Source organism: Ruegeria sp. YKSF070 (genome assembly GCF_059612725.1).
Genome location: NZ_JBXWRD010000004.1, coordinates 47978 through 70787 on the forward strand (window position 1 = coordinate 47978; position 22810 = coordinate 70787).

The 22810-nt window shown below is 63.2% G+C and carries 22 protein-coding genes; 12 read left to right on the plus strand and 10 right to left on the minus strand.

All coding sequences use genetic code 11. The annotated features are described in order from the left end of the window. The first annotated feature begins 122 nt into the window (after positions 1 to 122). Positions 123 to 1250 (plus strand): peptide chain release factor 2, encoded by a 1128-nt coding sequence (gene prfB, locus AC2FL1_RS03150; RefSeq protein WP_496875954.1) that lies wholly within the window; start codon positions 123 to 125, stop codon positions 1248 to 1250. Between the two features lie 191 nt (positions 1251 to 1441). On the opposite strand, the gene AC2FL1_RS03155 is transcribed toward prfB, so the two are convergent. Continuing rightward, positions 1442 to 1582 (minus strand): hypothetical protein, encoded by a 141-nt coding sequence (locus tag AC2FL1_RS03155; protein WP_496827566.1) that lies wholly within the window; start codon positions 1580 to 1582, stop codon positions 1442 to 1444. 132 nt (positions 1583 to 1714) lie between these two features. On the opposite strand from AC2FL1_RS03155, the gene AC2FL1_RS03160 reads away from it, so the two are divergent. Further along, positions 1715 to 3121 carry an amidase gene (locus AC2FL1_RS03160; RefSeq protein ID WP_496875955.1) on the plus strand — a complete coding sequence of 469 codons (1407 nt, stop codon included), beginning with the start codon at positions 1715 to 1717 and terminating at the stop codon, positions 3119 to 3121. A 27-nt stretch (positions 3122 to 3148) separates the two neighbouring features. Beyond that, the gene (locus tag AC2FL1_RS03165) at positions 3149 to 3928 is read left to right on the plus strand and encodes a DUF2189 domain-containing protein (protein ID WP_496827570.1); all 780 of its coding nucleotides are present in this window, start codon (positions 3149 to 3151) and stop codon (positions 3926 to 3928) included. Positions 3929 to 3985: 57 nt separating this feature from the next. On the opposite strand, the gene AC2FL1_RS03170 is transcribed toward AC2FL1_RS03165, so the two are convergent. Continuing rightward, positions 3986 to 4783 (minus strand): helix-turn-helix domain-containing protein, encoded by a 798-nt coding sequence (locus AC2FL1_RS03170; RefSeq protein ID WP_496827572.1) that lies wholly within the window; start codon positions 4781 to 4783, stop codon positions 3986 to 3988. A 229-nt stretch (positions 4784 to 5012) separates the two neighbouring features. Here AC2FL1_RS03170 and AC2FL1_RS03175 point away from each other — a divergent pair, with 229 nt between their 5' ends. Next, complete coding sequence (locus AC2FL1_RS03175) at positions 5013 to 5363, plus strand: hypothetical protein (RefSeq protein WP_496827574.1); 351 nt, start codon at positions 5013 to 5015, stop codon at positions 5361 to 5363. Positions 5364 to 5375: 12 nt separating this feature from the next. Here AC2FL1_RS03175 and ilvN read toward each other — a convergent pair whose 3' ends face one another. Further along, entirely contained in the window at positions 5376 to 5936 is a 561-nt protein-coding gene (ilvN, locus tag AC2FL1_RS03180) for an acetolactate synthase small subunit (protein WP_234145425.1), read from the minus strand. A gap of 68 nt (positions 5937 to 6004) precedes the next feature. Then, positions 6005 to 7756, minus strand: a complete 1752-nt coding sequence (locus AC2FL1_RS03185) for an acetolactate synthase 3 large subunit (protein ID WP_496827576.1) — start codon at positions 7754 to 7756, stop codon at positions 6005 to 6007. A gap of 407 nt (positions 7757 to 8163) precedes the next feature. Here AC2FL1_RS03185 and AC2FL1_RS03190 point away from each other — a divergent pair, with 407 nt between their 5' ends. Continuing rightward, entirely contained in the window at positions 8164 to 9012 is an 849-nt protein-coding gene (locus AC2FL1_RS03190) for a HalD/BesD family halogenase (RefSeq protein WP_496875956.1), read from the plus strand. A 23-nt stretch (positions 9013 to 9035) separates the two neighbouring features. Here AC2FL1_RS03190 and AC2FL1_RS03195 read toward each other — a convergent pair whose 3' ends face one another. Both AC2FL1_RS03195 and AC2FL1_RS03200 read right to left on the minus strand, forming a co-directional pair. After that, on the minus strand, positions 9036 to 9686 hold the full coding sequence (locus AC2FL1_RS03195; RefSeq protein ID WP_496827580.1) for a response regulator transcription factor: 651 nt from the start codon (positions 9684 to 9686) through the stop codon (positions 9036 to 9038). Beyond that, positions 9683 to 11116: a cache domain-containing protein gene (locus tag AC2FL1_RS03200; protein ID WP_496875957.1), complete on the minus strand. Its 1434-nt coding sequence runs from the start codon at positions 11114 to 11116 to the stop codon at positions 9683 to 9685. The genes AC2FL1_RS03195 and AC2FL1_RS03200 overlap by 4 nt, the downstream gene beginning before the upstream one ends. 260 nt (positions 11117 to 11376) lie before the next feature. Here AC2FL1_RS03200 and AC2FL1_RS03205 point away from each other — a divergent pair, with 260 nt between their 5' ends. The 3 genes from AC2FL1_RS03205 (at position 11377) to AC2FL1_RS03215 (ending at position 15875) form a co-directional block, all read left to right on the plus strand. After that, on the plus strand, positions 11377 to 12462 hold the full coding sequence (locus AC2FL1_RS03205; protein WP_496827584.1) for a TRAP transporter substrate-binding protein: 1086 nt from the start codon (positions 11377 to 11379) through the stop codon (positions 12460 to 12462). Positions 12463 to 12576: 114 nt separating this feature from the next. Continuing rightward, positions 12577 to 13503, plus strand: coding sequence for a TRAP transporter small permease subunit (locus AC2FL1_RS03210; RefSeq protein ID WP_496827586.1), 927 nt, complete (start codon positions 12577 to 12579; stop codon positions 13501 to 13503). Between the two features lie 17 nt (positions 13504 to 13520). Further along, the gene (locus AC2FL1_RS03215; protein WP_496827588.1) at positions 13521 to 15875 is read left to right on the plus strand and encodes a TRAP transporter large permease; all 2355 of its coding nucleotides are present in this window, start codon (positions 13521 to 13523) and stop codon (positions 15873 to 15875) included. Between the two features lie 214 nt (positions 15876 to 16089). Here AC2FL1_RS03215 and AC2FL1_RS03220 read toward each other — a convergent pair whose 3' ends face one another. The 3 genes from AC2FL1_RS03220 to AC2FL1_RS03230 form a co-directional block, all read right to left on the minus strand. After that, entirely contained in the window at positions 16090 to 16911 is an 822-nt protein-coding gene (locus AC2FL1_RS03220; protein ID WP_496875958.1) for an arginyltransferase, read from the minus strand. Between the two features lie 73 nt (positions 16912 to 16984). After that, positions 16985 to 17422, minus strand: coding sequence for an RDD family protein (locus AC2FL1_RS03225; protein WP_496827590.1), 438 nt, complete (start codon positions 17420 to 17422; stop codon positions 16985 to 16987). Positions 17423 to 17479: 57 nt separating this feature from the next. Next, positions 17480 to 17905, minus strand: a complete 426-nt coding sequence (locus AC2FL1_RS03230; RefSeq protein ID WP_496827592.1) for a DUF2852 domain-containing protein — start codon at positions 17903 to 17905, stop codon at positions 17480 to 17482. Between the two features lie 212 nt (positions 17906 to 18117). Between AC2FL1_RS03230 and AC2FL1_RS03235 the strand changes: the two genes are divergently transcribed. After that, positions 18118 to 18273 carry a hypothetical protein gene (locus tag AC2FL1_RS03235; RefSeq protein WP_496875959.1) on the plus strand — a complete coding sequence of 52 codons (156 nt, stop codon included), beginning with the start codon at positions 18118 to 18120 and terminating at the stop codon, positions 18271 to 18273. Here the strand turns inward: AC2FL1_RS03235 and AC2FL1_RS03240 are convergent. Next, the gene (locus AC2FL1_RS03240) at positions 18260 to 18733 is read right to left on the minus strand and encodes a YbaK/EbsC family protein (protein WP_496827596.1); all 474 of its coding nucleotides are present in this window, start codon (positions 18731 to 18733) and stop codon (positions 18260 to 18262) included. The two genes, AC2FL1_RS03235 and AC2FL1_RS03240, sit on opposite strands and share 14 nt — an antisense overlap. Positions 18734 to 18814: 81 nt before the next feature. Between AC2FL1_RS03240 and AC2FL1_RS03245 the strand changes: the two genes are divergently transcribed. From AC2FL1_RS03245 to AC2FL1_RS03255, 3 genes are all read left to right on the plus strand, one after another. Continuing rightward, complete coding sequence (locus tag AC2FL1_RS03245; RefSeq protein WP_496827598.1) at positions 18815 to 21616, plus strand: [protein-PII] uridylyltransferase family protein; 2802 nt, start codon at positions 18815 to 18817, stop codon at positions 21614 to 21616. Further along, positions 21600 to 21875 (plus strand): hypothetical protein, encoded by a 276-nt coding sequence (locus tag AC2FL1_RS03250; protein ID WP_496827600.1) that lies wholly within the window; start codon positions 21600 to 21602, stop codon positions 21873 to 21875. Before AC2FL1_RS03245 ends, AC2FL1_RS03250 begins: the two co-directional genes overlap by 17 nt. A gap of 127 nt (positions 21876 to 22002) precedes the next feature. After that, complete coding sequence (locus tag AC2FL1_RS03255) at positions 22003 to 22779, plus strand: DUF6778 family protein (RefSeq protein WP_496875960.1); 777 nt, start codon at positions 22003 to 22005, stop codon at positions 22777 to 22779. Positions 22780 to 22810: the final 31 nt, after the last annotated feature.

The window sequence follows — 22810 nt, forward strand, 5'->3', positions numbered from 1 at the left end:
CAGATGCGCGCGGGCCGCTGGGGTAAGGCCCTGATGGCCGCAAAAACATCGGGCCTCGCTTGCCCGCGCCCCGGCACTGGTTTATCAGGCTGTTTCACGAGAGAACGAGAGCAGGACAGCCCATGCGCGCCGAAATCCAGAACGTCGTGACCGACATCGAGAAATCCCTGCGCCTGCTGGCACAGCGGATGGATCACGAGACTGCGAAGCACCGGCTTGAGGAGTTCAACGCGCGGGTAGAGGATCCGAACCTGTGGGACAATCCGGAAAACGCCCAGAAGCTGATGCGCGAGCGTCAGACGCTGGTCGATGCGCTGGACACCTATAAGGGGATCGAGACCGATCTGTCTGACAACATCGAGCTGATCGAACTGGGCGAGATGGAAGATGACCAGGACGTGATCAAGGATGCCGAGGCGGCGCTCAAGGCGCTGCGTGAGCGCGCCGCCGAGAAAGAGCTGGAGGCACTCTTGGATGGCGAGGCCGACGGCAATGACACCTTTCTGGAGATCAATGCGGGTGCCGGTGGCACCGAGAGTTGCGACTGGGCCTCGATGCTGGCGCGCATGTATGTGCGCTGGGCCGAAAAGAAGGGTTACAAGGTCGAGCTGCAATCGGAAAGCGCGGGTGACGAGGCGGGTATCAAATCGGCGGCCTACAAGATATCGGGCCACAATGCCTATGGTTGGCTGAAATCGGAATCCGGCGTGCACCGGCTGGTTCGGATCTCGCCCTATGACGCGGCTGCCAAGCGGCACACCTCGTTCAGCTCGGTCTGGGTCTATCCGGTGGTGGACGACAATATCGAGATCGAGGTGAACCCGAGCGATATTCGCGTCGACACCTACCGGTCTTCGGGCGCGGGTGGGCAGCACGTGAATACCACCGACTCGGCGGTGCGGATCACCCACATTCCCACGGGTATCGTGGTGACGAGTTCCGAGAAATCGCAGCACCAGAACCGCGATATCGCCATGAAGGCGCTGAAGTCGCGGCTCTACCAGCAGGAGCTGGACCGCCGCAACGCCGAGATCAACGCCGCGCATGAGGCCAAGGGCGATGCGGGCTGGGGCAACCAGATCCGGTCTTACGTGTTGCAGCCCTATCAGATGGTCAAGGACCTGCGCACCGGACATGAGACCAGCGACACCAAGGGCGTGCTGGATGGTGACCTGGATGGTTTCATGGCTGCAACGCTGGCGATGAAGGTCTCAGGCAAGAGCCGTGCCGACGCCCAGTCCGAGGACTGAGGCGGGCGGGGCGGGGGCGCTGCCCCCGCCCAAAAAAATTCGACGAATTTTTTTGGGCTCCCCCGGAATATTTCTTGCGAAATGAAGGGGCGGGTTCAGCCCTGTTCCAACGCGATCAGGTTGCCCTAGGGTTCGCGCATGTAAAGGGCGGGGCAGGGGCGATCAGGGGTGTCGAGATTGGCGATCTTGCTCTACCGACTGCCGCCCGCGCCCAGGATCGCGCGGGCTGCGGCCTCGACAAGGGCGGTCGCAAAGGCATGATGGCGCAGGCCAGGCCTGTCGGTCCGGGGCGGGGCATCGCGCGCGATGCGGCAGACATGGGCAAGTCGCATGGGCCAATCCTAGGGTAGGGGGTAGGCCAGGAAGCGGGCGCTTGCAAAAAAGATACATGTAAACAGTGGGTTTAAATGCCGCCCGGGCGTCGCTAGGCTCAGGTCGAAGCCAGCCTTGGGAGGCCTCGCCGCATGGATGTGATCCGTTCTTCTGCCAGTGAAATTCTAGGGGCGCTGCGTAGCGGGCAGCTGTCATCCGAGGTGGTGATGGAGGCTACGCTGGCGCGGATCACCGCCGTCAATCCCGAGCTGAACGCCATCGTTGCGCTGCGTTCGGCAGAGGAACTGATGGCCGAGGCACGGGCGGCGGATGCGGTGGCGCCCGAGGCGCGCGGTGCGCTGCACGGCCTGCCGATCGCGATCAAGGATCTGGAAAGCATTGCGGGTGTACCGACAACCATGGGCTCGCTGTTGTTTGCGGATTTTGTCCCGGACAAGGACAGTCTCTTGCCGTCGCGCCTGCGGGCGGCTGGCGCGATCCTGATCGGCAAGACGAACGTGCCGGAGTTCGGGATCGGATCGCATACGTTCAACCCGGTTTACGGCGCGACGGGCAACCCCTATGCGCCGGCCCTGTCCTGTGGTGGGTCATCCGGCGGGGCGGCGGTGGCGCTGGCCACCGGCATGACGGCTTTGGCGGATGGATCCGACGAGATGGGGTCGCTGCGCAATCCGGCGGCCTGGAACAACGTGTACGGCTTCCGTCCGACCTGGGGCACCGTGCCGCTCGACCCTGAGCGCGAACTGTTCCTGCATCAACTGGCCACTCTGGGCCCGATGGCCCGCAGCCCGGCGGATATCGGGATCATGCTGGATGTGATCGCCGGAGCGGATGGGCGCGTGCCTCTGTCGGTGAACAGCCCCAAGACCGCGCCGGTGTCCCCTGCGGATCTGAAGGGTGTCCGCATCGGCTGGCTTGGCGACTGGGGCGGTGCCTATGCGATGGAGCCGGGAATTCTGGAGCTATGTGAAAGCGGGCTGCGTGTGCTTGAGACGCTCGGAGCGATTGTCGAGCCGGTTCCGGCCCCGATGGATGCGGCGGAAATTTGGGAATCCTGGCTCGACCTGCGATCCTGGGGCAAGGCCGGTTCGTTGGAGCCGCTGCTGCGCCAGAACCGGTCGGCGCTGAAAGATACCGCGATCTGGGAGATCGAACGCGGACTCGGCCTCTCGGCGATGGATGTCCACCGCGCCAGTGTCAAACGCTCGAACTGGTACAAGCGGTCGGTCGAGCTTTTCGATGAATTCGATGCACTGGTATTGCCCTCGGCGCAGGTCTGGCCCTTTGACGTGAACGTGCCGTATCCGAAGGAAATCGCGGGCCGGGCCATGGATACCTATCATCGCTGGATGGAGGTTACGATCCCGATTGGCCTGATCGGCCTGCCCTCGCTGGCGGTTCCGGCCGGGTTCGGCCCCCAGGGCGTGCCCATGGGGTTCCAGATCTTTGGCCCGCGCGGCGGCGATGCGAAACTATTGGCGCTGGGCGAGGCCTATCACCAGGCCACGACCTGGCCGCAACGGCACCCTGCCATGTAGACGCGAGATAACAGAGAAGGAGCAGGCATGATCGAGAAACCTTTTGGTGTGCCGCCAATGCATCCGGCCAGCTTCGACATGCTGCGCCATGCACTGGCGGCCGGGCTGCGCGATTACTTGCGGGCGCCGCTGTTCGGGCTGCTGTTTTCGGGTTTCTACGTGATGTCGGGCCTCTTGATGGCCTGGGTGACGGCCTGGACCGGCACCACCTTCTGGCTGGTGTTGGCCGCGATCGGTTTTCCGCTGCTCGGCCCCTTTGCCGCAGTGGGCCTCTATGAGGTATCGCACCGATTGGAGCAGGGCGAGCCGCTGGATTTCGGAGAGATATTCGGCGTCGTGATCTTGCAGAGCCGCCGCCAGTTGCCCTCGATCTGCGCCATCATGGTGCTGGTCTTTCTGTTCTGGTTCTTTCTCGGTCACATGATATTTGCCCTCTTCCTGGGCCTGACGACCATGACCAATGTCTCCAGTTCGATGGAGGTGTTTCTCAGCCCCAACGGGCTGATGATGCTGGCCGTGGGTACTGTGGTGGGTGCGGGATTTGCAACGCTGCTCTACATGATCACGGTGATGTCGATCCCGATGCTGCTGGATCGGGAACTGGATTTCGTGACGGCGATGATCGCCAGTTTCGGCTTTGTTACATCCAACCCCGTGGTGATGCTTGTCTGGGCCGGGATCCTGGCCGTGATGACCTTTGTCGCCATGGTGCCGGGATTTTTGGGTCTGTTTCTGGTGCTGCCCTGGCTGGGCCATGCCTCGTGGCACCTTTACCGTCAGGTTACGCGGGACGAGACCGCGGCCTGACGCTTTGGCGGTGTGGCGGCTGATCCGCCCGCAGTCGTATTGTGGGGCTGCCGGCCCTCAGCGGAACGGTTCGTCCGGGCGCAGCAGGCGCCGGTGAAAGGGCAAGAGCTGTTCTGCGTCCACAAAACCGGCCTGGCGCGCGGTCTTCCAGATGGCCGACTTGTCACGGCCCAGATGTTCGTAGACCAGCCGAGTAATTCGGTGCCCGCTCACCGGTTCGCGCACCGAGCGCGACACGTAACCGACCCAGAAATTGTTTTCGAAAGACGCCACGCGCGACAGATAGTTGAAAGAGAAGGTCATCGCGTTGCGGCGCGAGATCAACAGTGTCACCCCATCATCCTCGCGTGTGACATAGCCGCGGAATTCGCGGGTGCGGGGGTCGTCGGGCAGATCCTGTTGGCGCATCGCCTCAAGCGCCTCATAGCCGCGGATATAGGTCGCGTTGTTCTCGCGAAAGACATAGACCAGCCCCAGCACGAATTTGTTTTCGTTGACGAAGCTACGCCGCGTGAACCGGTAGAAACCACCGGGAAAGTCGTCCTCGTCAAGGCGGGTCACGTCCGGCCCGAAGAATTCGGACAGCACCGGCCCCGACAGGATCTGATCCGAAACCGGTATGGCATCGACCGGATCCAGCAGGATACGCGCATCGACATCGAAGAAGCTGCAGATCCGGTCCAGCACGTCGGGGCGGGGAAAGCTCTCTCCCGACAGATATCGGTTGAACTGGGTGCGGTTGATGCCGAGCTGGCGCGAAAGTTCGGAGATCGAGGGGTAACGGCGGGACAGTCGGCGCAGGTTTTCGCCGAACATGTTGCGGAGTTCCGCCGGTGTCCTTGTAGGTTTTGTCATAGGGTCCCGAAACAGAATTGTTCATTTAGACCGAAACGTGAAGGGGTGAGTGGTTGTTCCCTTCGGTCGATACACACAAATTGATACTATATAGCGTCAAAATAGACGCGAAAGTGTGTCAGGAGGCTACTGGCCCAGACACAAAAAGCAATAGCCAGACACGCATTTTACCATGTTTGACTCGTGTTAATTCGCTCAATCTAAAGAAAACAAGTCATTGGGACGGGATATGTTTGGTGTAGTACTCTGGAGCGACAGTGATGATCAGAAAGCGGTCATCTGGTGCGAGGACCACGGGGACCTCGCATTCTATCGGAAAACGGATGCGCAGGCAGCGGTCTGCCTGGACGTGGGGGACTGGGTTCAGTTCGACCTGGTGACCGAACGCAAGCAGCGTCTGGCCTTGAACCCGCGGCTGGTCGATCAGGGCAGTTATCGCGGCTTGCAGGACCTGCTGCGCGATGCAGGCGCGATGGGCGGGGATGTCGCGGATGGGGCCGTGGCAAAGGTGATTCCGCTTGCCGCCCGATCACGGCGCAAGCCCGGCAGACAGGCCGAAGGCGAAGTCTGCCGCGCCTGAACCCATGCTTTGTCAGTCGCCGCGCAACAGCGCCGCGACACCCGTGCGCGCGATCTCGGCCAGGCCCAACGGCCGCATCAGATCGGCAAAGGCGTCGATCTTGTCCGGCGCACCGGTGATCTCAAAGACGAAACTGTTGAGCGTGCTGTCGACCACGTTGGCGCGGAAGATATCCGCCAGCCGCAGCGCCTCGACCCGCTTGTCGCCGCTGCCAACCACCTTGAGCATCGCCAGTTCGCGCTCGACCGAGCGCCCCTCGACCGTCAGGTCATGCACGTCGCGAACCGAGACGATGCGGCCCAGTTGCGCCTTGATCTGCTCGATCACCTGTGGCGTGCCGGTGGTGACGATGGTTATGCGGCTCAGATGGCCGGTATGATCCACCTCGGCGACGGTGAGGCTTTCGATGTTGTAGCCGCGCCCCGAGAACAGGCCGATGACGCGGGCCAGCACACCCGGCTCGTTCTCGACCAGAAGGGCGATGGTGTGCCGTTCGGCCACGTCCGAGAAGGTCGGGCGCAGGTTATAGGCGGAATGGCTGCTGGAGCCTTTCTTGATGTGTAGGGCAGACATATGCGTCCCTTTCAGAATGGAGAGTACCGGTCGCACCAGGCGCGACCGACAAAATTCGCAGGATTTTGTCAGACCAGAACCGCGCCGCCGGCCTGGATCACGCCTTGGGTCTCGGCGTCGCCCAGCAGCATCTCGTTATGGGCCTTACCCGAGGGGATCATCGGAAAGCAGTTCTCGTGCTTTTCCACCAGACAGTCAAAGATCACCGGCCCGTCATAGTTCAGCATCTCCATGATCGCATCGTCCAGGTCGGCGGGGTCCTTACACAGGATGCCCTTCGCGCCAAAGGCTTCGGCCAGTTTCACGAAATCGGGCAGTGCCTCGGACCAGGATTGCGAATAGCGCTCGCCATGCAGCAATTCCTGCCACTGGCGCACCATGCCCAGGCGTTCGTTGTTCAGGATGAATTGCTTGACCGGCAGCCGGTACTGCACGGCGGTGCCCATCTCCTGCATGTTCATCAGCCAGGAGGCCTCGCCCGCCACGTTGATCACCAGCGCGTCCGGATGCGCGATCTGCACCCCGATCGAGGCCGGCGTACCATAGCCCATGGTGCCCAGCCCGCCGGAGGTCATCCAACGGTTCGGATCCTCAAAGCTCAGATATTGCGCCGCCCACATCTGGTGCTGGCCCACTTCGGTACAGACGTAGCGGTCACGCCCCTTGGTCAGCGCCTCCAGACGCTCCAGAGCGTATTGCGGCTTGATGGTCTTTTCCGAAGGCTTGTAGGTCAGGCAGTTCACCTTGCGCCATTCGGTGATCTGGGCCTGCCATTTCTGCACCGCCTCGGCATTCGTCTTGCGTCCGCGCGCCTTCCAGACCTTCAGGATGTCTTCCAGCACATGGCCCACATCGCCGACGATGGGGATATCGACCCGGATCACCTTGTTGATCGAGCTGGGGTCGATGTCGATATGCGCTTTTTTCGATTTCGGGCTGAACGCGTCGATGCGGCCGGTGATCCGGTCGTCGAAGCGGGCGCCGATATTGATCATCAGGTCGCAGCCATGCATGGCCATGTTGGCCTCGTAAAGCCCATGCATGCCCAGCATGCCCAGCCAGTTCTTGCCCGAGGCGGGATAGGCGCCCAGACCCATCAGGGTCGAGGTGATGGGAAAGCCGGTCGCATCCACCAGCTCGCGCAAGAGCTGGCTGGCGGCGGGGCCGGAATTGATCACGCCGCCGCCGGTATAGAACACCGGGCGCTTGGCCTTTTCGATGGCCGCGACCAGTTCGGTGATTTCTTCCATGTCCCCTTTCACCGGCGGGTTGTAATGGGTCTCCAGCCCCTTGGGGCCCTGGTATTTGCCGGTGGCGAACTGAACGTCCTTGGGAATGTCGATCAGGACCGGGCCAGGCCGGCCCGAGGTCGCCACGTGGAATCCTTCGTGGATGGTCTTGGCCAGCTTGTCGGTGTCCTTGACCAGCCAGTTATGCTTGGTGCAGGGGCGGGTGATGCCAACGGTGTCGGCCTCCTGGAACGCGTCCGAGCCGATCATGAAGGTCGGCACCTGGCCGGTGAGAACCACGATCGGGATCGAGTCGAGCAGCGCGTCGGTCAGCCCGGTCACCGCATTGGTGGCGCCAGGACCCGAGGTCACCAGCACAACACCGGGCTTACCGGTCGAGCGGGCATAGCCTTCGGCCGCGTGCACCGCGCCCTGTTCGTGTCGCACCAGAATGTGGCGAATGTCGTTTTGCAGAAAGATCTCGTCATAGATCGGCAGCACGGCGCCGCCCGGATAGCCGAATACCGTGTCCACGCCCTGATCCTTGAGGGCCTGGACCACCATCTTTGCGCCGGTCATCTCACGTGTCATCTGCTTTGCTCCATTGGCGACATGCGTCTTCTCGTTTCAGCATAAAAAAAGCCCCCGAACTTTCGGAGGCGCATGGGTTCGATTATGGCTTACCGTTACCGGCCCATGCGCGTGGTTCCTACGATTACGACTAGCGCGGTCATTCCCAGCGGCTCCTTCATGCTTGGCGGGGACATTATGGGCGGGGGCAGGGGGCGTCAACACTCAATCGGGTCGAAAACCTGTCGCTGCGGGCAGTTTTGGCGACATTTTGTTGCGCAGAATGCCGCAGGGCGGGACATTTCCGCGAATTTGACCCTTCGTCGCGCGACGGATCTGACCCATTGGCGGCGCGTGATGCCGGAAACAGGCCAGAAATCCGCGACTCGTTTGCCGACCTTGTACGGGCGGCAAAGCAGGAGGACGCGATGGAATTGCATGATTTGATCGATCTGGGGCGCTATCCGATCGACCGGCCCGATGCGCCGGCCTATGCGGTCATGCTGGCCGATCTCAGACGCGAAATCGCCGAGGACGGCTGCGCGGTGCTGCCAGGCTTTGCCCATCCTGCCGGCGTGGCGCGTCTGGTGGCCGAGGCCGATGCGGTGGCGCATCTGGGGCATCGCTCCTTCAGCCGCACCAATGTCTATTTCTCGCAGGACGATCCGAGCCTGCCTGCAACCCACCCGGTTCGGCAATTCTTCGACCGCTCGAACGCCTTCGTGCCGGCCGATAACTTCCCACCCGACAGACCGCTGCGCAGGATCTATGAGGCCGCGCCTTTCATGCCCTTCATCCGTGACGTGCTGTGTGAACCGGAAGACAGGTTCTTTCGCTATGACGACCCGCTGGCGGATGTGATCGTAAACGCGGTCGAAACGGGGCAGGGGTTCCCCTGGCATTTCGACACCAACAATTTCACGGTCACGCTGGCGATCCAGAATGGCAGTGCGGGCGGCGCGTTTGAATATGTGCCCGACCTGCGAACGGCGAGCGACGAGAATTTCGATGGCGTGGCCGAGGTGCTGGCGGGTGTCCGTGAGCGGGTCCGGGTGTTGGACCTGCAACCGGGTGATTTGCAGATCTTCAAGGGCCGATACGCGCTGCATCGGGTCGCCCCGGTCGAGGGGCCGCGACGGCGTTATGTGGGGATCTTCTCGTTCGTCGAGACCGAGGGCATGTGCGGTGGAGTCGAACGGACGCGGCAGCTTTATGGCAGGGTGTTGCCCCGGCATCACCAGCGCGCGGGATTGCGCGCAGACGCGTTGCGGGACTGACCCGAGCCGGTGCCGCTGCCGGGTCAGAGACCGACGCCGGTGCCTTGCAGCACGCCGTGTTCCAGCGCATAGCGGGTCAGCCCGGCGGTCGAGGAAATGCCGAGCTTGCGCTTGATATTCTTGCGGTGGGTTTCCACCGTGCGCACCGAGATATCGAGCGCGATGGCCACTTCCTTGTTCGACTTGCCCTGCGCCAGTTGCAGCAGGATGGTCTGTTCGCGCCCCGTCAGCGCCTCGCGCGCCTCTTCGCCGGCCTTGGGTTCCAGCGACCCCTTGGCGCCGGTACACAAGTAACGCTCGCCCCGCATCACCGCGTCGATGGCCTGCTTGATCTCTTCGGTCGGCACGTCCTTGAGCACATAGCCCATGGCGCCATGGCTGAGCGCGGTCGAGATGTACTCGGGGCTGTCATGCATCGAAAGGATCAGAACGCGGGTGTCGGGCATTTGTTCCAACAGGATTTCGGTGGCGCCCAGCCCGCCGAGACCGGGCATGTTCAGATCCATCAGGATCACATCGGGCAGCAGCGCCAGCGCGCGGCCCACCGCCTCGCGCCCGTCGCCCACGGTGCCGATCACCTGAATGTCGTCATAGCTTTCGAGAATGGCCTGAATGCCTTCGGCCACCATCGGGTGATCGTCGACGATCAGAACGCGGACGGGGGTGTCGGTCATGGCAGGGCCTTTCTCTTCGACGCCGGCTCCTCCTGAGGCGGCAACAGGTGGCTCAGCGGCAGGCTGACCTCGATCACGGTGCCGGTCTGCGTGCCGCGGGATGACAGGATGCGCAAGCTGCCGTCAAGCTGTTCGATTCGTTCCTGCATGTTGCGCAGGCCAAGGCCGGGGCCGGGTTTGCCCTGCGTGGCGCGGATACCGCGGCCATTGTCAGATATCCGCATTGTGGCGCCCTTCTTGTGGCCGCGCAGGTCGATCGAGACCCGGGTGGCACCCGAATGACGCTCGATATTGGTCAGCGCCTCCTGGGCAATACGGTAGAGCGCGATCTTGCTGTTGTGGTCCAGCCGGTTGCGGAACACCACCGTGGTGAAATCGGTCGCGATGCCGGTGCGCTCGCGGAAATCGTCGGTCAGCGATTTCAATGCCGGGCCAAGGCCCAGATCGTCGAGCACGCCGGGGCGCAGGTCGCGGCTGATGCGGCGCACCTCGGTGATCGCGATGCCGAGGTTCTCGATCCCCTTGTCCAGCGGCGGTTCGGCGCCGTCATGATCGCCGCGTGCCAGCCGGCGACGGGCATTGTCCAGCGCATAGCGCACCCCAACCAGGATCTGACTGATGCCGTCGTGCAATTCGCGCGCCACTCGCCCGCGCTCTTCCTCTTGCGCGTCGAATACCCGCTGCGTCAGTTCCTTGAGCTTGGCATCGGCCAGCCGGCGTTCGCGGATGTTCAGAACCATGCCCGAGCCGAACACGACCAGAAGCGCGGCCAGCGCGATGGCGCCGATATAGACAAAGGTGCGGCGGACGCGGGCCTGGGTCTCGGCCCGGGCCGCGGCGACCGAGGCCAGCACATCGTCGATGAACACGCCGGTGCCTACGGCCCAGCGCCAGTCCTGAAGGCCCACCACATAGGCCACCATCTGCGCCTCTTCCCCTGTCGAGGGTTTCTGCCACATGAAGGAATGCCAGCCCGCGCCCTGCCGGGCGAGGCGGATGAATTCATCCACCACCGGCACACCCTTGCTATCGGTCAGCCCCTCCCAGTTGCGGTTGATGAACTCGGTCTGGCGCGGGCTGACCAGGTTCTTGCCCTCGTAGTCGTAGACGAAAAAGAACCCGTCCTGCCCGTAGATCATCGCCGCCAGCATCTGCGCAACTTGCGTCTTGGCCTCTTCATCGTCAGGCGCGGCGGGGCCATAGATATGGGCAAAGCCGTTGCGCGCCTGGGTGACGTAGTTGCGCAGCTCGGCCTTCTTTGCCTGCAACAGCTGCCGCTCCAGCGCCTGTATCTCGCGTTCGGCCAAGGTGCGCGCCTGATAGGCCACCAGCGCCGCGATGGCGGCCACTGCCACTACCAACGGCAGGGTCGCCAGAAGCGAGATCTTCTGGGCATAGTTGGGGCGGATCAGGTTGCGCAGCCGGTGCATGGCGAATCGATACGCAAAACCGGCGGCAAAATCAAAGCATGCGATCAAGTCGTGACCGGCCGCCACGCACTTGTGTGGTCGCGCAGCGCCCGAAAAACAGTGGATTTCAAGGCCAGTGGCCACATTTTTCCGCGCCGCTACGTAGTACTAGGTATTCACAGAGCGGATCATCGCTCGTTACCCTTGCGCCACTGGAAACGATCCGCCCACCGGGATGACTCGGCGGGCGTCCATGACTTGCAAGGGGAGGAAATACTCTTATGGATCGTCGTTCTTTTCTGAAAACCTCGGCCATGGGCGGCGCTGCCGCGGCCGCCACCACCGCTCTGGCCGCTCCGGCCTATGCTCAGGGCAAGCGGACCCTGACCATGGTCACCACCTGGGGCCGCGGTCTGGCCGGTGTGCATGACTCGGCACAGCGCGTCGCCGACAACATCACCGCAATGTCGGATGGCAACCTGACCGTGGACCTGAAGGCCGCCGGCGAACTGGTGGGCGCGTTCGAAGTGTTCGACGCCGTCTCCTCGGGCCAGGCAGATATGTATCACGGCGCCGACTATTACTTCGTCGGTCAGCACCCGGGCTATGCGTTCTTCACCGCCGTGCCCTTTGGCATGACCGCGCAGGAACTGGTGAACTGGTACTATCACGACGGCGGCCACGAGCTGCATGACGAGCTGGGCCAGATCTTTGGCCTGAAATCCTTCCTGGGCGGTAACACCGGCGCGCAGGCCGGTGGCTGGTTCTCGAAAGAGATCAATGGCCCCGAGGATTTCAACGGTCTGAAGTTCCGGATGCCGGGCCTGGGCGGCAAGGCGCTGGGCAAGCTGGGCGCAAGCGTTCAGAACATTCCGGGTTCGGAAGTGTACCAGGCGCTGTCCTCGGGTGCCATCGACGGCACCGAGTGGATCGGACCCTGGGCGGACGAAAAGGCCGGCTTCCAGGAAATCACCAAGACCTATTACACCGCTGGTTTCCACGAGCCGGGCGCGGGTCTGTCGGTTGCCACCAACCGCGACGTGTTCGAGAGCCTTAGCCCCGCACAGCAGAAGATGATTGAGCTTGCTTCGGCTGAGTGCCACCAGTGGAACCTGGCCCAGTTCCTGTCCAACAACGGCTCGGCACTGCAGCGCCTGCAAGCCGGTGGCGTCAAGGTCCTGGAGTTCCCCGACAGCGTCTGGGATGCCTTCGGCAAGGCCAGCCAGGAAGTCATGGCCGAGAACATGGGCGACGAGCTGTTCAAGAAGATCCACGACAGCGCCATGGCGTCGATGAAATCGTCGTCGGCTTGGCTGAACATCTCGTCGGGCGTCTACACCGCACAGCGCGACCGCGTTCTGGGCTGATCCCGCCAAGCGGCCAATACCGGACCCCCGCCCCAGGGCGGGGGGCCTACGCTTTGCTAGGACCTTGCGGCGCTGTTCCGCAGGACGATCCGGCACTCCTGAATCGGGGACATCATGCAGGACGATAACGGTATCTCCTTTTTCGGCGCCCTATGGAACGGCCTGATCTGGCTGTTTCAGAACATCGCCGAGGCATTCTATAATTTCGGCTATGCGGTGACCCATCCGCAGCTCTGGCTGGACTGGTCCGACAAGGCCTCGATCATGCGCTTTGTCTATTACGGCGGCTCGGTCGAGTTCTTCTTCGTGGTCTTCACCTTCGTGCTGATCCTGACGGCGATCGGCATGTATTTCCGTCCCTTCATGTGGCTGATGGTGCGCGGGCTCGAAGGTTTCGCCAACACGGTCGGGCGTTTCTTTGCCTGGGCGGGCCTGCTGATGGTGCTGCAACAGATCATCATCGTGTTCATGCAGCGCGTCTTTGCGCGGCCCGATCTGTCCTTTGGCTTTGGCATCCCGGTGACGCTGGACGTCAGCTGGTGGTCCGAGGAACTGAAGCTTTACAACGCGATGGTTGTCTGCCTTTGCGCCACCTACACATTCGTGCAGGGCGGTCATGTCCGCGTCGACCTGATTTATTCCGGCCTCAGCCACCGCGGCAAGCGGGTGGTCGACATGGCGGGCTCGCTTCTGTTCATGATGCCGATGGCGGTGGTGACCTGGCTTTACGGTTGGTACTTCCTGTGGCGGCACCTGATCGTGCCGAACCCTTCGGCCAGCGACCAGCTTGACCGCCTGCTGATGAAATCTCGGGCGCTGCGCTGGAACGTGGAGACCATCGGGTTCAGTCCCAACGGGTTCAACGGGTATTTCCTGTTCAAGATCCTGCTGATCACCTTTGCGGCCATGGTGTTCATCCACGCAGTCGCCTTTTTCTATCGCTCATGGCTCGAATTCGTCGAAGGCGAGAGCAGTGCGGGTAAATATCTCGACAAGGATACTCTTGGCGAGGGCGAAGAGGCCTATGAAGGCACGCATTAAGAATAGGAACCGGGAACATGCTATTCGGTCTTGATGGCGTCGAAGTCGGCCTCATTATTGTATTTCTCTGCCTCTTCGGGGGCATCCTGTCGGGATTTCCGGTGGCCTTTGCCATCGGCGGCGCCGGCGTCATCTCATTCGGCATCATCGCCGCGCTGGACAGCGCGGGTCTGCTGATCCACCAGGCCATCGACACTTCGTCTCAGGCCTATGCAGAGCTGATCGGAGCCGGGGTCAAACCCGATGCGATCTCGATCTTCAGATACCCTGAACTGCCCCGCATCGCCGAACATGTGTTCAAGGGCGGCTGGGAGACGGCGATGGACCGCAACGTGTCCTTCATCGTCAACCGGATGAACGAGCGGGTGCTGGCCGGCCAGTCCATCGAGACGCTGCTGGCGGTGCTGATGTTCGTGCTGATGGGGATCACGCTGGAACGCTCGAAGATCGCCAACGATCTGCTGACCACCATGGCGCGTGTCTTTGGCCCGCTGCCCGGCGGTCTGGCGGTGTCCATTGTGGTCGTGGGTGCGTTTCTGGCCGCCTCGACCGGGATCGTCGGTGCGACTGTGGTTACCATGGGCCTCTTGGCCCTGCCCACCATGCTGCGCAACAACTACTCGCCAGAACTGGCGACCGGGGTCATCGCGGCGAGCGGCACATTGGGGCAGATCATTCCACCCTCGATCGTGATCGTTCTGCTGGGCACCCTGGCGGGCGACCTCTATTCGACCGCGCAGGAAAGCCGCGCCATTGAGGCGGGCTGTACCGACGCGCTGACCTATCTGGGTGAACCTGCGGTCGTGTCGGTGGGTACCCTGTTCCAGGCGGCGCTGCTGCCGGGTATCCTGCTGGCGCTGCTCTATGCGCTCTATGCCTTTGGCTATGCGCTCCTTAACCCGGACAAGGCGCCGGCGGTTGAATTGGGCGGTGGCTCGGGCGAGCCGATCACCCGCGGCGAGGGCTTTACCTGGCTGCTGGGAGCGCCGGTGGCGTTGATCGCCGGGGTGCTGCTGCTGGGCAGTCTTGGTGTCGTAGGCAGTCAGGACGTGACCGTCTCGACCTTCTCGGACACATCCAAGAGCGCCAGCCTGCGTACCAATGTGGGGCCGGACTGCAAGGCCTCGATGATTGAGCTGCACGGGCAGGAAGCCTGGGACGCGGCCGTCGCCGAACAGGAAGCCATCGACGCCGCAGGCGGGGTGCAGGAATCGCACCGCCTGACTGAAGAGGAGATCGCCGAGGCGCGTGCCACCAAGATCGCCGATGCCGCGCCGATCGGTACCGGTGTCGCGGTGATCGCGGTACTGCTGGGGCTGACGCTGGTTGTGGGCCGGGGCATCGCGCCTTCCCGCGACCCGAAACCGCTGCTCGTGGGCGGGCTGGGGCTGGTCTTGATGTTGCTGGCCGACATGCTGCTCATCGGGCCGCTGACCTCGCCCGGTGTCACGGTGCTGATCCTGCTGCTGCCATTGGCGCTGGGGCTGTATGGCTGCAAGGAGGCGGCGATCCGCTGCACCGGCAATGATCTGATCCGGGTGGTGTTCCCGCCGCTGGTTCTGATCATCGCTGTGCTGGGGTCGATCCTGGGTGGTATCACCAACCCCACTCCGGCGGCGGCGCTGGGCGCGGGCGGGGCCATCATGCTGGCGGCCTATCGCAAGCTGCGGGATGAGGGCCGGTCGGGAAAGGTGATCATATGGTCCACCTTCGCCATCATCATCTGCCTGCTGATCGGGGTGAATTTCGACCTGCGCATCAATCAGGACGGTGTCAGTGTCGAAACCTGGATCGCTTTCGTCTTTGCCTATGCGACCTATATCTATGCGCTGGGCGGACTGCTGTTCGGCTGCTGGGTGCTGTTTGCCGGCGGTGTGCTGTCACCGATCGTGCGTGAGACGGCCAAGGTGACCTCGATGGTGTTCACCATCCTGATCGGGTCGCAGCTGCTCAATCTGGTGGTGATCAGCTTTGGCGGCGAGCATTACATCCAGCAGTTCCTGAAGAGCTTCGACAACGAGTTCAAGGTCTTCCTGATCGTGATGCTGGTGCTCTTCGTGCTGGGCTTCGTGCTCGATTTCCTCGAGATCATCTATATCGTGATTCCGATCGTCGGACCGGTGATCTATGGCGGGTCCTTCGACCCGAAATGGGTGACCATCATGGTGGCGGTGAACCTGCAGACCTCGTTCCTGACGCCACCCTTCGGCTTTGCCCTGTTCTATCTGCGCGGGGTGGCGCCGAAGGAGGTGACCACGGGCCATATCTATCGCGGCATCGTGCCTTTCGTGATCATCCAGGTGGTCGGGATCGCGATCCTGTGGAGCTTCCCCTCGATCGTGACCATCGTTCCGGCGCTGATCCCGAACTGATCTGGGTGTTACCAAACGGAAAAGGGGGCCTTTGGGCCCCCTTTGCTTTTTGAGTTCCGGTCAAGGGGCGCTGCCCCTTCTTGCCCCTCTGGGGCAATTCATCCCCGAGATATTTCAGGCAAGAGGAAGATGCAGGACCGGGGGGGCACCGGCGGTTGAGACGTGGATCGCGTCTGCGGGTGGCTACGCCTTCACTCCCTTGGAAGAAACAATCTCAGTCGCGGGTGGGCCAGCGGTCAGGGAGCTGGATATTCGCGACCTGTTCGGCGATGGGATCGGTCGACAGCGGATGCTGGATGGCGTCATGCGCCTGCGGGTTTTTCATCGCCTGCCAGCGACCGCCCAGATAGATTTCGAGCCCTGAGAAGCGGGACTTGTAACCCATCTTGGGGCTGCCGGGCACCCAATAGCCAAGATAGACATAGGGTAGACCCGCCTCGCGTGCGATGTCGATGTGATCGAGGATCATATGGGTGCCAAGCGAATCCCGGTGCAGGTCTGGGTCGTAGAAGGAATAGACCATGCTGAGCCCGTCATCGAGCACATCGGTCAGGCTGACCGCGGTCAGCGCACGGGTGTCGCGATGGGCATATTCGATCACCCGGCTTCGGATCGGCGTCTCTTCGATCATCGCGGCGAATTCGAACACATCCATGTCGGCCATGCCGCCATCGGCATGGCGGCTGTCGAGATAGCGGCGGAACAGTTCGTATTGTTCGTCGGTGGCCCAGGGCGAGGTCGCGCGCCGGGTCAGATGCGCGTTGCGGCGCAGGGCGCGTTTCTGGCTGCGGCTGGGCTGAAAGGACGCCACGTCGATCCGGGCCGAGAGACAGGCGGCGCAATCGGCGCAGGAAGGGCGGTAGAGCACATTCTGCGAGCGGCGGAACCCCTGTTGTGACAGCGCATTGTTCAGCCGTTCGGCGCCTTCACCCTGGAGCGCGGTGAACAGTTTCCGCTCCATCCTGTCCGGCAAATAGGGGCAGGGTTGCGGAGCGGTCACGTAGAATTGTGGCGCAATGGGCAGGGTGTGGCGCATAGGGGTCCCGTCTGTTCCTCGGCGGATGATAACAACCGATCCGGGACCCGCCAAGTGAACAAAGTCACAAGAGTTAAGCGTAGGCCCGCCGGTTCAGCGCCACGGTACCCAGCACCGCATCGGTCAAGCCCTGGGCGCGCGATCCGGTCAGCATCATCAGGATCGAGATCACTTGAAGGATCGGCAGTGCCATGCTGACGGTATAGCCTGTGGTATGGGCCAGCGCCTGGCCGCCGTTCAACTGAGCGCCATAGGCGTCGCGCAGTTCGATCCCGACAAAGCGCATGCCCCAGGTGGCCGAGCCGCCGGCGATGGTGGCGACACGATAGACAAAGCCCACCACCAGATAAAGCAGCGGCCAGACAAAGGCGCCGACAAAGGCGGTCAACAGTACCACAATGAGGCTGAGCATCAGGATCACGCAGGTGTCGAACACCCAGGCAAAGAAGCGTTTGGCGGGAATGCTTTGATAGAATTCCGGCTGATGGTCGGGGTGGGGAAGGTGGGTCATCGGGGCTGGATCCGTTTGCGATGTATGGCCGCCCCGCATAGGGGCGGCCGATCGGGCTCAGGCGTCGTCGTCGCTCTTGTCGTCGCGGGCCGTGCGGGCACGCTCGTCCATGAACTCGTCGAACTCGGCCTTGTCCTTGGCCTCGCGCAGGCGGTGCAGGAAGGCTTCGAAATCGGCCTGCTCGCGTTCCAGGCGGGCCAGCGTATCGGCCTTGTAGGCGTCAAAGGCGCTGTTGCCGGTGGTCGACATCGCCCGCATGCCGTGATGGCTCCAGGCTTTGCGGCGGGTGCAGGATTTGCTGAACATGCGTTTGCTCCAGATCATGTAGGCGAGAAGGGCGAGGCCGATGGGCCAGAAGAAGACGAAGCCAAGGACCATGGCAGCGATCCAGGCGCCTTTGCCCTTGCTGTCCAGCCAGGCTTCGCTTCGGTGCAGCCAACCCGGATTTGACGGGGCGGCGACGGGGTCGGTCATCATGGTCATCTTTGTCTCCAGATCAGTTGATGTGAATGCCTTTCACATTACCGATGTGGGGCGGTGGGCGAGACAATGCAAGAGGGTATGTGAAAAAGATTTACATCACGATTTAGGCGAGTGTTCGAGCAATACGCAATCAGGAGTTGCGTAATCGGAAAATTTAGGTTTTCATAATTTTCAGAACCTATACTCTTGTCGTTAGGGAAACAGGGGCGACCATGCCGGAAAAGACGGCACATAACACAGGTCAGGACGTACGGTGCCGGGACAATCGGATGCCGGCGGGCTGGTGGCTGTTGCCCAGTATGGCGCTGGGGCTGTTTGGCTGGACCGTGCTGCTCGGCCAGGTTCTCGCGCTGATCAACCCATCCTGACGAAAATGGAGGCCTCGGCGCCGGTCAGGCGCTGAAGCTCTGCCGGGGCAATCGAAAAGACATGGCGCGGCGTGCCTGCGGCGGCCCAGACCACCGGAAAGGCCATCAGCGCGGGATCCATGAAACTGGCCACCGGCGACAGATGCCCGACGGGTGCGACACCGCCGATGGCGAAACCCGTCTTGTTCCGGACAGTATCGGCATCGGCGCGTGACAGGGGAGCGCCGAACAGGGCAGCGGCACGGTTCGGATCGACGTGGTTGCCGCCTGCGGTCAGAAACAGCGCCAGAGCATTGCCGCCCGTTTGCTGAAAGATGATCGACTTGACGATCTGGTTCAGCGCGCAACCGACAGCGGCGGCGGCATCCTCGGCGGTGCGGGCGTTTCCCGTCTCGCGGATCTCGGTGGTCACCTGCGCGGCCTCAAGTGCGGCGCGGACCCGTTTCAGGCTCTTGCTCATGCCGCAGGACTGCCCGCTCCGCTGGCAAAGGTCAAGTTTTGACGCATTGACGGCGGGAGGGGCGGCTGCGCTATTTGGCGCATGACCACACGCCTTGCCATCACCCGACTCCCCCGTGCCTATGACCCCGACCTGGGAGCAGAGGCGCGTGCCCTGCTGCCCGATCTGGGGGGCGATCTGGCCGAACTGGTGGCCGGCGCGGGGGGCACCAGCCCCTATCTGATGGGGCTGATGCGGGCCGAGGCAGCCTGGCTGGCGCCCGCGCTCGAGGATGCCGATGCGGCCGTGGCCGCCGAACTGACCGCGGCCCGCGCATTGCCGCCCGATCAACTCAAACCCGGTTTGCGACAGGCCAAGCGGCGACTGGCGCTGTTGACCGCGCTGGCTGATCTGGCGGGCGCCTGGCCGCTGGAGAAGGTGACCGCGCTGCTTACCGATTTCGGCGCGCTGGCCGCCGATCTGGCCGCCAAGGCCGAGATCGCCGCCCTGATCCGGCGCGGCAAGCTGCCGGGGCAGACCGAAGCGGATGTTGAAACCGCCGCCGGGATGGTGATTCTGGCCATGGGCAAGATGGGCGCGCATGAGCTCAACTACAGCTCGGACATCGACTTGATCGTGCTGTTTGACGAAACCCGCTACGAGCCCGACGATTTCTTTGAGGCACGTCAGGGCATGGTGCGCGCCACCCGCAATTTCTGCGCCACGCTCAGCGACAAGACCGCCGATGGCTATGTGTTCCGCACCGATCTGCGGTTGCGCCCCGATCCGGCGGTCACCCCGGTCTGTCTGGCGATGGAGGCGGCAGAGCATTATTACGAAAGCCTTGGCCGCACCTGGGAACGTGCCGCCTATATCAAGGCGCGGCCCTGCGCGGGCGATCTGGCGGCGGGGGCGCGCTTCCTGGAAACCCTGCGCCCCTTTGTCTGGCGGCGTCATCTGGATTTCGCTGCCATCCAGGACGCCCATGACATGCGCCTGCGCATTCGCGAAAACAAGGGCACCGGCGGCGCCCTGACCATTCCGGGCCATGACATGAAGCTGGGCCGGGGCGGTATCCGCGAGATCGAGTTCTTTACCCAGACCCGGCAGTTGATCGCAGGCGGGCGCGACCGTGACCTGCGCCTACGCGGCACGGTCGAGGGGCTGGCGGCATTGGCGGCCAAGGGTTGGGTGCCGCCCGAGGTGGCCGAGGCGCTCACCCGCCACTACCGCGCCCATCGCGAGGTCGAACATCGTATCCAGATGGTACACGATGCCCAGACCCACCGCATTCCGCAAACCGAAGAGGGCATTGCCCGAGTGGCCTGCCTGATGGGGATCGATGCCGCGGAACTGCGCGCCGACCTGACCCGGCGCCTGACCGAGGTGCACCGGCTGACCGAGGATTTCTTTGCCCCCGATAGCGCCGCCGCCCCGGCGCCCGCCCTGCCGGCAGAGGTGGTGTTCGACGACAATGTGCTGTCGCGCTGGCCTACCTATCCGGCGCTGCGCTCGCAACGGGGGCGGCGCATTTTCGAACGGCTGAAGCCCGAACTGCTGGCGCGGCTGGCGCGCACCGCCAAACCGGACGAGGCGCTGCTGGCGCTCGATGGCTTTCTGGCCGGGCTGCCCGCAGGGGTGCAGCTGTTTTCCCTGTTCGAGGCCAATCCGCAGCTGATCGACCTGTTGGTCGATATCGTCGGCACCAGCCATGCGCTGGCGGCGTTTCTGTCGCGCAATGCATCGGTCTTCGATGCGGTGATTGGCGGTTCGTTCTTCGACGACTGGCCGGGCGGGGCGGCGCTGCGGGCCGATTTGGCCGAGCGTCTGGCCGCCGAGGACGATTACGAGGCCCGGCTCGACATGGCGCGGCGCTGGACCAAGGAATGGCATTTCCGCATCGGCGTGCATCATCTGCGAGGGCTCATCGACGGCGCCCGTGCCGGCGCGCAATATGCCGAACTGGCCGAGGCGGTGATCTCGGCGCTGTTCCCGGTGGTCGAGGCGCAATTCGCCCGCAAACACGGCACCCCGCCCGGGCGCGGCGCCACGGTGCTGGGCATGGGTTCGCTGGGGGCAGGGCGGATCAACGCGCAATCCGATCTCGACCTGATCGTGATCTATGACCCCGAAGACGCCGAAGGCTCGGACGGGCCGCGCCCGCTGGCGACCCGGCCCTATTACGCGCGGCTCACGCAGGCGCTGATTACCGCGCTGACCGCGCCGATGTCGCAGGGCAAGCTCTACGAGGTCGATATGCGCCTGCGTCCCTCGGGGACACAGGGGCCGGTGGCGACCAGCTGGACCAGCTTTACCGAATATCAGCTGAACGAGGCCTGGGTGTGGGAACATCTGGCGCTGACCCGTGCCCGTCCGGTTGCGGGGTCGGAGGCACTGGGTGCGGATATCGAGCGGTTCCGGCAAGAGTTGCTGAGCCGCCCCGCCGACCGCGACAAGGTGCTGCGCGAAGTGGCCGAGATGCGGGCGCGGCTGGCGGCGGCGAAACAGCCCGCCGGGGTGTGGGACGCCAAGACCGGGCCGGGCCGGATGCTGGATATCGAACTGGTAGCCCAGACCGGCGCGCTGTTGTCAGGCAGCGCCGCGCGCGATGTGGCGCAGGGATTGCAGGGGGCGGTCGCCGCCGGATGGCTGGATGTCGCGGATGCGCAGTCGCTGACCCGTGCCTATGACCTATGCTGGTCGGTACAGACGGCGGCGCGGCTGCTGTCGGGCGAGATGATCGACGCGGAGCGGATCGGCGAGGGCGGCGCGGCCTTCCTCTGCCGCAGCACCGGGTTTCAGGATATGGCGTCGCTGGAAGCGGCGCTGGAGACGACATATGCCGAAGCGGCGGCGCTGATCGGCGCGGCGGTGGGAGGAACAAAGGATGCCGAAGACGGGTGACCCGCATGACCCCAAGGGGTTGATCTACGAGGCCTACAGGATCGAGGGGATCACGGGCCCCGAGTGCCGCACCATCTTCCTCGACTGGGCACTCAGCCTGCCGGTGGGAACCGACCAGCGCGATGCGCTTGCGGATCTGCATGGTCGCTATGGGGCCGAGGCACCCGACCACCCGATGACCGCCGTCATGCAGGACGGGTTGAACGCCGAACAGGCGCCCCGTCGGCGCGGTGGCTGGCGCAGCAGACCCAGAAACTGAGTGATCCCATATCGGAAACAATCTCTGAATCGTACGGAATTTGTCGCAAAGTTGCCCTAATTGCGGGGCAAATTCTCCTCAAACGGGCATGGCTGTGGGAGTCGAGACCCGAATAAGGAGAAGAGACATGAAGACCATGCGGATGATCCTGCTCGCCGGTTTGGGCCTGTCAGTTGCAGCCTGCACGGCAGTCGACGTTCCGACCCGGAACGCCCCTTACGAGCAATTGCCGAACACGTCGATCACGACCCCGGCCGGTTATGACTTGCTGCAGCCCCAGTATCGGGTCCAACCTACCGCGGCGGTGGGTCAGGTGGTGATCCCGCACACCGACAGCGTCGCTCGCGCTGCCACGCAGGAGCCGGGTGTTGCCGGGCTGGTGGCAGGACAGGCGCCGGTATCGATCAACTCGGTCACCGTGCTGGTGCCGCGCTCGCTCAAGGTGTCCGAGCGCAACAGCTATCTGCCGCGCGGCGACATCGTGTGGCGCGAGGATCCGATCGGTGACCGTCACGCCCAGGTGCAGAAGATCGTGCAGGACGCGATGGTGCGCGGTGTCAGCCCTCTGAATGGCCCGGTCAATGCCGACCTTGAAATCGTGGTAAAACGCTTTCACGCGCTGACCGAAAAGGCGCGCTATACCACCGGCGGTGTACATGCGATCACCTTCGACATCGTCCTCAAGGACCCGGCCACCGGCGAGCAGCTGATGCCGCCGCGCGAAGTCCGCGCCGATCTCGAGGCCTTTGGCGGCCAGCAGGCGATCAATGCCGAGGCGCGCGGTCAGACCCAAAAGGTCCGGATCACCGACCATCTGACCTGGGTGATCCAGCAAGAGCTGACCAACCCCAAAGGGTACGAGAACGCCTCGTTGGGCATCATCCAGGTGATGAATCGTCTCTGACACTTCCCAGCCAACCGGAATGGGATTAAGA

Coding starts and splice junctions, on each gene's coding strand:
- AC2FL1_RS03160 (WP_496875955.1), top strand. CDS start 1,715: ATGGATGTGATCCGTTCTTCTGCCAGTGAAATTCTAGGGGCGCTGCGT.
- AC2FL1_RS03250 (WP_496827600.1), top strand. CDS start 21,600: ATGCCGAAGACGGGTGACCCGCATGACCCCAAGGGGTTGATCTACGAG.
- AC2FL1_RS03255 (WP_496875960.1), top strand. CDS start 22,003: ATGAAGACCATGCGGATGATCCTGCTCGCCGGTTTGGGCCTGTCAGTT.
- AC2FL1_RS03195 (WP_496827580.1), bottom strand. CDS start 9,686: ATGACCGACACCCCCGTCCGCGTTCTGATCGTCGACGATCACCCGATG.
- AC2FL1_RS03205 (WP_496827584.1), top strand. CDS start 11,377: ATGGATCGTCGTTCTTTTCTGAAAACCTCGGCCATGGGCGGCGCTGCC.
- AC2FL1_RS03245 (WP_496827598.1), top strand. CDS start 18,815: ATGACCACACGCCTTGCCATCACCCGACTCCCCCGTGCCTATGACCCC.
- AC2FL1_RS03230 (WP_496827592.1), bottom strand. CDS start 17,905: ATGACCATGATGACCGACCCCGTCGCCGCCCCGTCAAATCCGGGTTGG.
- ilvN (WP_234145425.1), bottom strand. CDS start 5,936: ATGTCTGCCCTACACATCAAGAAAGGCTCCAGCAGCCATTCCGCCTAT.
- AC2FL1_RS03200 (WP_496875957.1), bottom strand. CDS start 11,116: ATGCACCGGCTGCGCAACCTGATCCGCCCCAACTATGCCCAGAAGATC.
- AC2FL1_RS03155 (WP_496827566.1), bottom strand. CDS start 1,582: ATGCGACTTGCCCATGTCTGCCGCATCGCGCGCGATGCCCCGCCCCGG.
- AC2FL1_RS03190 (WP_496875956.1), top strand. CDS start 8,164: ATGGAATTGCATGATTTGATCGATCTGGGGCGCTATCCGATCGACCGG.
- AC2FL1_RS03235 (WP_496875959.1), top strand. CDS start 18,118: ATGCCGGAAAAGACGGCACATAACACAGGTCAGGACGTACGGTGCCGG.
- AC2FL1_RS03175 (WP_496827574.1), top strand. CDS start 5,013: ATGTTTGGTGTAGTACTCTGGAGCGACAGTGATGATCAGAAAGCGGTC.
- prfB (WP_496875954.1), top strand. CDS start 123: ATGCGCGCCGAAATCCAGAACGTCGTGACCGACATCGAGAAATCCCTG.
- AC2FL1_RS03170 (WP_496827572.1), bottom strand. CDS start 4,783: ATGACAAAACCTACAAGGACACCGGCGGAACTCCGCAACATGTTCGGC.
- AC2FL1_RS03185 (WP_496827576.1), bottom strand. CDS start 7,756: ATGACACGTGAGATGACCGGCGCAAAGATGGTGGTCCAGGCCCTCAAG.
- AC2FL1_RS03220 (WP_496875958.1), bottom strand. CDS start 16,911: ATGCGCCACACCCTGCCCATTGCGCCACAATTCTACGTGACCGCTCCG.
- AC2FL1_RS03225 (WP_496827590.1), bottom strand. CDS start 17,422: ATGACCCACCTTCCCCACCCCGACCATCAGCCGGAATTCTATCAAAGC.
- AC2FL1_RS03210 (WP_496827586.1), top strand. CDS start 12,577: ATGCAGGACGATAACGGTATCTCCTTTTTCGGCGCCCTATGGAACGGC.
- AC2FL1_RS03165 (WP_496827570.1), top strand. CDS start 3,149: ATGATCGAGAAACCTTTTGGTGTGCCGCCAATGCATCCGGCCAGCTTC.
- AC2FL1_RS03240 (WP_496827596.1), bottom strand. CDS start 18,733: ATGAGCAAGAGCCTGAAACGGGTCCGCGCCGCACTTGAGGCCGCGCAG.
- AC2FL1_RS03215 (WP_496827588.1), top strand. CDS start 13,521: ATGCTATTCGGTCTTGATGGCGTCGAAGTCGGCCTCATTATTGTATTT.